Below are 8,176 nucleotides of genomic sequence, written 5' to 3'. Positions count from 1 at the left end.
GTTCTACGCTCCGGCAGGGCTGACCGTGCTGGCGCCGTTGCCGGGCGGCATGCACCGAATCGTCGCCCCCGTCGAGAACGCGCCGGCCTCACCGGCAGCGCCATTCGTTCAGCAGCTGCTGGATGCGCGGGGCTTCGGCCCCGGGCAGCTCGTCGTCGAGGAAGTGATCTGGGGGTCGCATTTCCGGATCCATCACCGGGTAGCCGACAGCTACCGCGCCGGCCGCCTGCTGCTGGCCGGCGACGCCGCCCATGTGCACAGCCCGGCCGGAGGGCAGGGGATGAACACCGGCATCCAGGACGCCGTGGTGCTGGCCGACGCCCTGGAGCAGGTGCTCGCCGGCGCACCGGATTCGCTGCTGGACCGCTACGGCGATGATCGTCGGGCCGTTGCCCAGCAGGTCCTTTCGCTGACCGGCCGGCTCACCAGAATGGCGACTCTGCCGCCGGTGCTACGGCCGGCGCGCAACGTCGCGATGCAGCTGTCCAGCCGGGCCCCGGCGATTCGCCGCCGATTGGCGTGGCGGCTCAGCGGGCTGGTCTACCGGTGAGGACAACCGTGATGGATCTACAGGAAAGGACCTTCGTTATCACCGGCGCCAACAGCGGACTTGGTGCCGTCACGGCACGGGCCATTGCCGACGCAGGCGGGCAGGTCATCATGGCGTGCCGTGACGTCGAGAAGGCCAATACGGTCGCGGCGGATATCGGAACGCGCGCGCAAGTGCGCCACCTTGACCTCGGCGATCTTGCATCGGTGCGCGAATTCGCGGCCTCGCTCGGCGACGTCGACACCTTGATCAACAATGCCGGCGTGATGGCGGTGCCGAAGTGCTGCACAGTCGACGGATTCGAATCCCAGATCGGTATCAATCATCTCGGTCATTTCGCGTTGACGGGCTTGTTGATCGAGCGTATTCGGGACCGGGTCGTCACGATGTCCAGCGGGCTGCATGTCCTCGGATCTATCGACCTGGACGATCTGAACTGGGAACAGCGCCGATACCGCCGGATGCGGGCCTACGGCGCGTCGAAGCTTGCCAACCTGCTGTTCGCCTATGAACTGCAACGGCGATTGACCCTGGCCGGCTCGCGGGTGCTGTCGGTGGCGGCGCACCCAGGTTACGCGGCGACCAACCTGCAGGGGCACACCGAGTCGTTCCTCGATCCGATCATGTTGTTCACCAAAGGATTTGCGCAAAGTGCACAGATGGGCGCGCTCTCGGAGATCTACGCCGCAACGGGGCCGGTGGAATCCGGTGGGTATTACGGCCCGAAGCGGCTCCATGGCTATCCGCGACGGGTGCAGTCCAGCGCGAAATCCCGTGACCCCGAGATGGCGGCCAAGCTCTGGGAGCTTTCGGAGAAGCTGACCGGCGTGAGCTACCCGAACCTACGCTCGTTGACATGAGGAGAACGTCGGAGCAGACCAAGGCCGCCATCCTGGCCGCCGCCCGTGAGCGGTTCGGCACGGCCGGTTTTCAGGCCGCCACCATTCGGGGTATTGCGGCCGACGCCGGGATAGATCCGGCGATGGTGATGCGGTATTTCGGCAACAAGGACAAGCTGTTCGCCGCGGCGGCGGAGTTCGATCTGAGGTTTCCCGACTTCACCGCACTGGACCGCGCCGAGGTTGGCCGCTCGCTGGTCGGCCACTTCCTGGAACGCTGGGAAGGCGACGAGGCGTTGGTGATCCTGCTGAGGTCCAGTGCCACCAATGCCGAGGCCGCGCAACGCATGCAGAGCATTTTCACCACGCAACTGCAGCCGCTGGTGGCCAACCTGGTGCCGGCCGCGGAAGCCCGCTGGCGGTCGGGGCTGATCGCGACCCAGATCTTGGGCGTGGCATGGTGTCGCTACGTCTTGCGGTTGCCACCGGTGGTCAAGATGACCCGCGCCGAGCTCATCGACTGGGTCGGGCCGACGATCCAGCGCTACCTTGGCCTGGCGGAAAGCTATGGCAGTCCGATGCCGCGGTAGCGGCGCAGCCGGGCCGCCATCCGGTCGGCATCGGGGACCGTGCCAAGCGCGTGCAGCTCGGCGGCGATGGCCACCGACAGCCGGGTGCAGAACTCGATCGGCTCGTCGGCGGCGTCCGGGTGTTCCGGCACGACGACGTCGACGATGCCGGACGTCTGCAAGTCGGCCGATCGAATGCCTTGTGCCGCAGACAGTTCGGCTGCGTGCACGGTATCGCGGTAGACGATCGCGCTGGCGCCCTCGGGTGGTAGCGGCGCCAGCCAACCGTGCAGCGCGGCCAGCACCCGATCGGCCGGCACCATCGCCAGGGCCGGCCCGCCGCTGCCCTGGCCGAGTAGCACCGACACCGTCGGGGTGTCCAGCGTGACTAGCTCCGCCAGGCAGTGGGCGATCTCGCCGGCCAGCCCACCCTCTTCCGCCTGCGCCGACAGCGCCGGGCCAGCCGTGTCGATAACGAGCACCAGCGGTAGCCGTAGACCGGCGGCCAGCGTCATGCCGCGACGGGCCTCCCGTAACGCAGCGGGCCCCAACCGACCCTCCTCCATCCCACCGGTGGAGCGCTGCTGGCCGAGCACCACCGCGGGCTGACCGCCGAATTTGGCCAGCGCCAACAGCATGGTCGCGGCGTCGCCTTGTTCGGTTCCGGATAGCAGCACCTGGTCGGTACAGCCGTGGCGCAACAGCTGCCGCACCCCAGGCCGATCCGGCCGCCGCGATGCCAGCACCGAGTCCCACGCCGGAACGTCGGGCAGCGGTTCGGGTGGCAGCCGATCCGGTGGTGGCCCCGCTTCGTCGGCGACCACTTTCAGGGTCCGGTCGAGGATGCCGCGCAGCTCGCCCAGTGGTGTGACGGCGTCGATCACCCCGTGCCGCTGCAGGTTCTCGGCGGTCTGGACGCCAGCGGGAAACGGCTCACCGTAGAGCTGCTGGTAGACCCGCGGGCCCAGGAAGCCGATCAAGGCGCCCGGCTCGGCGATGGTGACGTGGCCCAGCGAACCCCACGACGCGAACACCCCGCCGGTGGTCGGGTGGCGCAGGTACACCAAATACGGCAGGTGTGCCTGTTTGTGCAGGGTGACGGCCGCGGCGATCTTCACCATCTGCAGAAACGCGACCGTGCCCTCCTGCATCCGAGTGCCTCCGGAGCTTGGCGAGGCCAACAGCGGCAGTCGCTCGGCGGTGGCGCGTTGCACGGCGGCGGTGATCCGTTCGGCCGCGGCGACTCCGATCGAGCCGCCGAGGAACTCGAACTCGCAGACCACCACCGCCACCCGGCGGCCGAACACCCGGCCCTCGCCGGTCAGCACCGATTCGTCGCGGCCGGTCGCGGCCCGGGCGTCGGCCAGCTCGCGGGCATACGACGCGTTCGCCGGCACGACCAGCGGCGCGATGTCCCAGCTGATGAAAGTCCCCTCGTCGAGCACCGCGTCGCGCAGTTCGTCGGTCCCGATCCGGCTCACTGACTCATGGCCCTCCGGCGAGAGATTGCGGGTCGACGTCGAAAAGTGAAACGGGATCCAGGATTACGCCGGTGTCCTCGACGTAGCGATCCCACAGCGCGAGAAGCTCCGCCAGCGTGTCCGGCCGCGAGGCGGCCAGGTCATCGATCTCGCCCGGGTCGACGGAGAGATCGTAGAGTTGCCAGGCACCCGGGCCGTAGGGCTGGGCCAGATAGAGCGCCTTCCACTTGCCTCGGCGGATGGCGCGACGGCCGAACAACTCCCATCCGGTGTCGGTGACGTCGTCGTGTACCGCCTCGGCGCTCCGAGACAGGTATGGCACCAGCGACCCGCCGCGCATGGGTTCGACTGCGCGGCCCTGGTATTCGGTGCCGGGGTGGGTGACGCCGGCGAGTTCCAGCACGGTCGGAGCGATGTCCATAACGGTTGCGAACGCGGTACCGATCTGGGCTTGCCGGGCAAAGCCCGGCCAGGTGACGAACCCGACCACTCGGATGCCGCCCTCGGTGGTGAACGCTTTGTACAGCCGCGATGGCGCGGTGGCGGCCTGTGCCCAGCGCGGGCCGTACCAGATGAATGTGTTGGGGGCGCCCAGGTTATCGAGGCTGTGATCGCAATGCTGTTCGATCTGCGCCGCGATCAAGCCACCCAGAATCGGCATCGCCTCGACTATTGCTCCCTCCGCGCCGTTGTCGGACAGGAAGATCACCACCGTGTCGTCGAGCTCACCGGTTTCGGTGAGGTAGTCGATCACCCGGCCGATATTCCAGTCCATCCGGTCCACCATGGCGGCGTATACCTCCATGCTCCGGGCCGAGATCGCGCGCTCCTCCTCGGTCATGTCGGACCACTCCGGCTCGCCGTCAGCCACGACGGGGTGAGCATCGACATCGGGCGAGCACAAGCCGAGCCGCTTAAGCGCGGCCAGCCGTTCCTCGCGCAACGCGTCCGGGCCGGCGTCATAGCGGCCGCGGTAGTTCGCAATCAATTCGGCCGGTGCTTGCAGCGGCCAGTGCGGCGCCTGGAACGGCAGATACGCGAAGAACGGTCGTTCTTGGTTAGCGGGGTCCTCGGAGCGTTCGCGGAAGTAGCGCAGCAGGGCATCGGTGTAGGAGTCCGACGAATAGAAGTCGTCGCCGACGGTGACGAACTGGTCGTCTTCGGTATAGAGCGTGGGGCCGGGCAGCGAAACGACGGCCCGCGAACCGCCGTAATGGCTAGCGCCACCCGGCAGCAGCGCGAACGAGCGCTCGAAACCGCGGGCCCACGGCGACCTGTCAATGGTGTTGCCTAGGTGCCATTTACCCGACATCAGCGTCAGGTAGCCGGCGTCGCGCAATAGCTCGGGTAACGCAACGACCCGGTCGTTGAGATAGCCCTCATATCCAGGCGCACCCTTGAAACCGGGCGGCAGAACCTCGCCCATCGTGCCGATGCCGGCAATGTGGTGATCGGTTCCGGTCAGCAGCATCGACCGGGTCGGTGAGCAGGCCGGCGCCGAATGAAAATCGGTGAACCGGATCCCGGCGTAGGCCAGCCGGTCCAGGTTGGGGGTGTTGATCTCCCCGCCGAATGCGCCGATGTCGGAGAACCCAAGATCGTCTGCCACTATCACCAAGAAGTTGGGCCGTTTCACGCTGAAGCATCCTGTCAGGTGTTTTGGCCAAATGGAATGTTCGGGTTACCGCCGATTCGGCGCCACCCGAGCAGGCTAATAGGCTGGTCGCCATGATCCGCGCCAACGACGATGCAGAGCGCAGCGATGAGGAGGAGTGGCGCACATGATTGGTGTTACCCGCGTCGAGGACGTCCTGACCATTGAGCTGCGGCGTCCGGAACGGCGCAACGCGTTGAACTCCGAACTGGTCGAGGAGCTGCGCGAGGCGGTGGAAAAGGCGGCCGGTGAAAATGTCCGCGCCATCGTGCTGACTGGTCAGGGCACCGTGTTCTGCGCCGGAGCCGACCTGAGCGGCGATGCGTTCGCCGCCGACTATCCCGACCGGCTGGTTGAGCTGCACAAGGCGCTGGATGCGGCGCCGATTCCGGTGATCGGCGCGATCAACGGGCCAGCCATCGGGGCAGGCCTGCAGCTGGCGATGCAATGTGACCTGCGGGTCGTCGCGCCCGATGCGTTCTTCCAATTTCCGACGTCGAAGTACGGGTTGGCGCTGGATAACTGGAGCATCCACCGGCTCTCGACGCTCGTTGGACATGGCCGGGCCCGGGCGATGCTGCTGACGGCGGAAAAGCTGACCGCCGAGACGGCGCTGCAGACCGGGATGGCCAACCGGATCGGCACGGTGGAAGACGCGCAGGCCTGGGCCGCTGAGATTGCCGGCCTGGCTCCGTTGGCGCTGGCCCACGCCAAGCGGGTGCTGAACGACGACGGCTCGATCGAAGAGCCCTCGCCGGTTCAAAAGGAGCTTTTCGACAAGGCCTGGGCCAGCCAAGATGTGATCGAAGCACAGGTGGCCCGGGTGGAGAAGCGGCCACCGAGATTCCAGGGGGCTTGATCGGGATGTTGCGGGGGGCGCTGCGACTGGCAGCCAGCACGGTCACGTTGGCGACCGGTGGTTGGGTGTTGCGCGCATTGCATGGTGCGCCGGCCGCGCTCGGCGCTCAACCCGCCAGCATCCGCGCGGTGGCCGAGCGGTCACCCAATTTCCACGACGGTGTATTCGTCAACCTGGAATCGGCCACCCAGTTCAGCATCGACCGCGAAGAACAGCGGAACATTCTGTGGGAGGTAATCGGTGCCCGCGCCTTGACCCGGCCCCCGGCGGAAATTCCGTTGGAATCGCCGCCAAGCTCTGAGAGCGGCGCCGCGGCCATGGAGGCCTGCTGGTTCGGCCACTCGACGGTTCTGCTCGATATCGACGGGTACCGCGTCCTCACCGATCCGGTGTGGAGTGATCGCTGCTCGCCCTCGGATGTTGTTGGTCCCGAGCGGATGCATCCGCCGCCGGTGCCGCTGGAGTCGCTGCCGGCATTGGACGCGATCGTCATCAGCCACGACCATTACGACCACCTCGACGTCGACACGATCGTCGCGCTGGCTCGCAGCCAGTGGGCCCCGTTTGTTGTACCGCTCGGTGTTGGTGCGCACCTGCGTGATTGGGGCGTTCCCGACGATCGGATCATTGAACTCGACTGGAACGAGCACGCGCAGATCGACCAGCTGACCCTGATCTGCACGCCGGCCCGGCACTTCTCCGGTCGCTTCTTGAACCGCAACTGCACGCTGTGGGCGTCATGGGCGATCATCGGTCCCGTGCACCGGGCGTACTTCGGCGGCGACACCGGTTACACCAAGAGCTTTGCCGAGATCGGCGCCGAACATGGACCTTTCGACGTGACGCTGATGCCGGTCGGCGCCTATAGCAAGTCGTGGCCGGACATTCACATGAATCCCGAGGAGGCGGTCCAGGCGCACGTCGACGTCAACGGCCGACTGCTGGTGCCGATTCATTGGTGCACCTTCCGGCTGGCGCCGCACCCATGGGCCGAACCGGTCGAGCGGCTGTTGGCCGCTGCTGACGCCGCCCACGTCAAGGTTGCGGTACCAAAGCCGGGTGAGCGCGTAGATCCCTCGGCGACTGGGGAATTGGATCCCTGGTGGCGCGGGACTACATGACGACGTGGCCGGCGTCGACCGGCAACGTCACGCCCGTCACGTAGCGGGCTCGGGGGCTGACGAGCCACAGCACCGCTTCGGTGACGTCCTGCGGTTCGACCAACGGCACGTCTGGCAGCAGCATCTGTGAGACCGCCGGGTTGGGGTTCTCGATCATCGAGTTCACCACGAAGTCGTTGAGAATCATCGGCGTCGACACCCCGCTGGGGTGTACCGAATTTACTCGGATCTTGTGTGGCGCATAAGCATTGGCTGCCGAACGCATCATTCCCACTATGCCGTGTTTGGTCGCGGCGTAGCCGAACATGGCGGCACTGCCGTCACCGCCGCGGCCGGTGAGGCCTTGCGATGAGCTCACCAGCACGATGGACCCGCCGCGACCCTTGCGGATGATGGACGGCACCGTGGCGACGAGCGTGTGCCACACTCCCCGCAAGTTGGTGTCGACGATTGCGTTGAATACCGGCTCGGAATGTGGGTCGGTATTGCCGATCGCCACCACGCCGGCATTTGCGATGACGATGTCGATATCGGCGAGATCGTCGATGGCGGAACGTATCCCGGCCTCCAAGTGGGCAAGGTCGCGTACGTCGGCGATGACGGGAACGACGTCGCTACCGGTGGCGCGGACCAGCCGTGCGGTCTCGTCCAGGTCGGCTTTGGTAGCCAGCGGGTAAGGGATGGCATCGATGTCGGCACACAGATCGACGGCGATGATGTCGGCGCCCCGCTCGGCCAGCGCGACAGCGTGGCTGCGGCCCTGACCGCGCGCGGCACCGGTGATGACAGCAACGGTGTTGTCCAGTTCGGCCATGGCTATACCGAAACCCGTGTGCCAGTTGACTCTTCGGCGAAGGCCACGACCTGGGCAGCTGCGTCGTAATCGCAGGCGACCACCGAGCGGCCGATGAGCACCGGGCCACCGCGCAGACCGCGCCTGCCACTGACTCCGACGTAGCTGCCGGGCGGGATCGGCTCACTGATGCAGTAGAGGGTGGGCGCGGCGCCTTCGTCGATGTCGTTGGCCAACCGGTCCGCCACGACCTTAACCGTTCTGTGTGCCAACGACATCAGCGGTGAGTCCGATAGATGCGACAGATTCG

At 66.7% G+C, this 8,176-nt stretch carries 8 protein-coding genes and 1 pseudogene; 5 read left to right on the top strand and 4 right to left on the bottom strand.

Going from position 1 to position 8,176, the window contains the following annotated elements; translation table 11 throughout:
• From WBF82_RS20000 to WBF82_RS19990, 3 genes are all read left to right on the top strand, one after another.
• On the top strand, positions 1-550 hold a 550-nt coding region (locus WBF82_RS20000), incomplete at its 5' end, for an FAD-dependent monooxygenase (protein WP_424384675.1).
• An 11-nt stretch (positions 551-561) separates the two neighbouring features.
• Positions 562-1,410 (top strand): oxidoreductase, encoded by an 849-nt coding sequence (locus WBF82_RS19995; RefSeq protein WP_424384674.1) that lies wholly within the window; start codon positions 562-564, stop codon positions 1,408-1,410.
• A complete protein-coding gene (locus tag WBF82_RS19990; RefSeq protein WP_424384673.1) occupies positions 1,407-1,979 on the top strand; it encodes a TetR family transcriptional regulator in 573 nt (190 codons plus the stop codon). The genes WBF82_RS19995 and WBF82_RS19990 overlap by 4 nt, the downstream gene beginning before the upstream one ends.
• Here WBF82_RS19990 and WBF82_RS19985 read toward each other — a convergent pair.
• Positions 1,955-3,439, bottom strand: a complete 1,485-nt coding sequence (locus tag WBF82_RS19985) for a carboxyl transferase domain-containing protein (RefSeq protein WP_424384672.1) — start codon at positions 3,437-3,439, stop codon at positions 1,955-1,957. The genes WBF82_RS19990 and WBF82_RS19985 overlap by 25 nt on opposite strands.
• Positions 3,440-3,443: 4 nt before the next feature.
• A complete protein-coding gene (locus WBF82_RS19980; protein ID WP_424384671.1) occupies positions 3,444-5,075 on the bottom strand; it encodes an arylsulfatase in 1,632 nt (543 codons plus the stop codon).
• A gap of 145 nt (positions 5,076-5,220) precedes the next feature.
• On the opposite strand from WBF82_RS19980, the gene WBF82_RS19975 reads away from it, so the two are divergent.
• Together WBF82_RS19975 and WBF82_RS19970 are read left to right on the top strand one after the other, a co-directional pair.
• Positions 5,221-5,952, top strand: coding sequence for an enoyl-CoA hydratase (locus tag WBF82_RS19975; RefSeq protein ID WP_424384670.1), 732 nt, complete (start codon positions 5,221-5,223; stop codon positions 5,950-5,952).
• A gap of 5 nt (positions 5,953-5,957) precedes the next feature.
• Positions 5,958-7,073, top strand: a complete 1,116-nt coding sequence (locus WBF82_RS19970) for an MBL fold metallo-hydrolase (protein WP_424384669.1) — start codon at positions 5,958-5,960, stop codon at positions 7,071-7,073.
• Here the strand turns inward: WBF82_RS19970 and WBF82_RS19965 are convergent.
• Entirely contained in the window at positions 7,066-7,887 is an 822-nt protein-coding gene (locus tag WBF82_RS19965; RefSeq protein ID WP_424384668.1) for a mycofactocin-coupled SDR family oxidoreductase, read from the bottom strand. The two genes, WBF82_RS19970 and WBF82_RS19965, sit on opposite strands and share 8 nt — an antisense overlap.
• 2 nt (positions 7,888-7,889) lie before the next feature.
• A pseudogene (locus WBF82_RS19960) lies at positions 7,890-8,176 on the bottom strand (SDR family NAD(P)-dependent oxidoreductase); the annotation flags it as partial.

This window comes from Mycobacterium sp. (assembly GCF_049673265.1).
GTDB lineage: Bacteria > Actinomycetota > Actinomycetes > Mycobacteriales > Mycobacteriaceae > Mycobacterium.
This window is presented reverse-complemented; position numbering and strand designations above follow the sequence as displayed.

Excerpts from the sequence above, each read along its gene's own strand:
- WBF82_RS19965 (WP_424384668.1), bottom strand. The coding sequence starts at position 7,887 with ATGGCCGAACTGGACAACACCGTTGCTGTCATCACCGGTGCCGCGCGC.
- WBF82_RS19970 (WP_424384669.1), top strand. The coding sequence starts at position 5,958 with ATGTTGCGGGGGGCGCTGCGACTGGCAGCCAGCACGGTCACGTTGGCG.
- WBF82_RS19975 (WP_424384670.1), top strand. The coding sequence starts at position 5,221 with ATGATTGGTGTTACCCGCGTCGAGGACGTCCTGACCATTGAGCTGCGG.
- WBF82_RS19995 (WP_424384674.1), top strand. The coding sequence starts at position 562 with ATGGATCTACAGGAAAGGACCTTCGTTATCACCGGCGCCAACAGCGGA.
- WBF82_RS19990 (WP_424384673.1), top strand. The coding sequence starts at position 1,407 with ATGAGGAGAACGTCGGAGCAGACCAAGGCCGCCATCCTGGCCGCCGCC.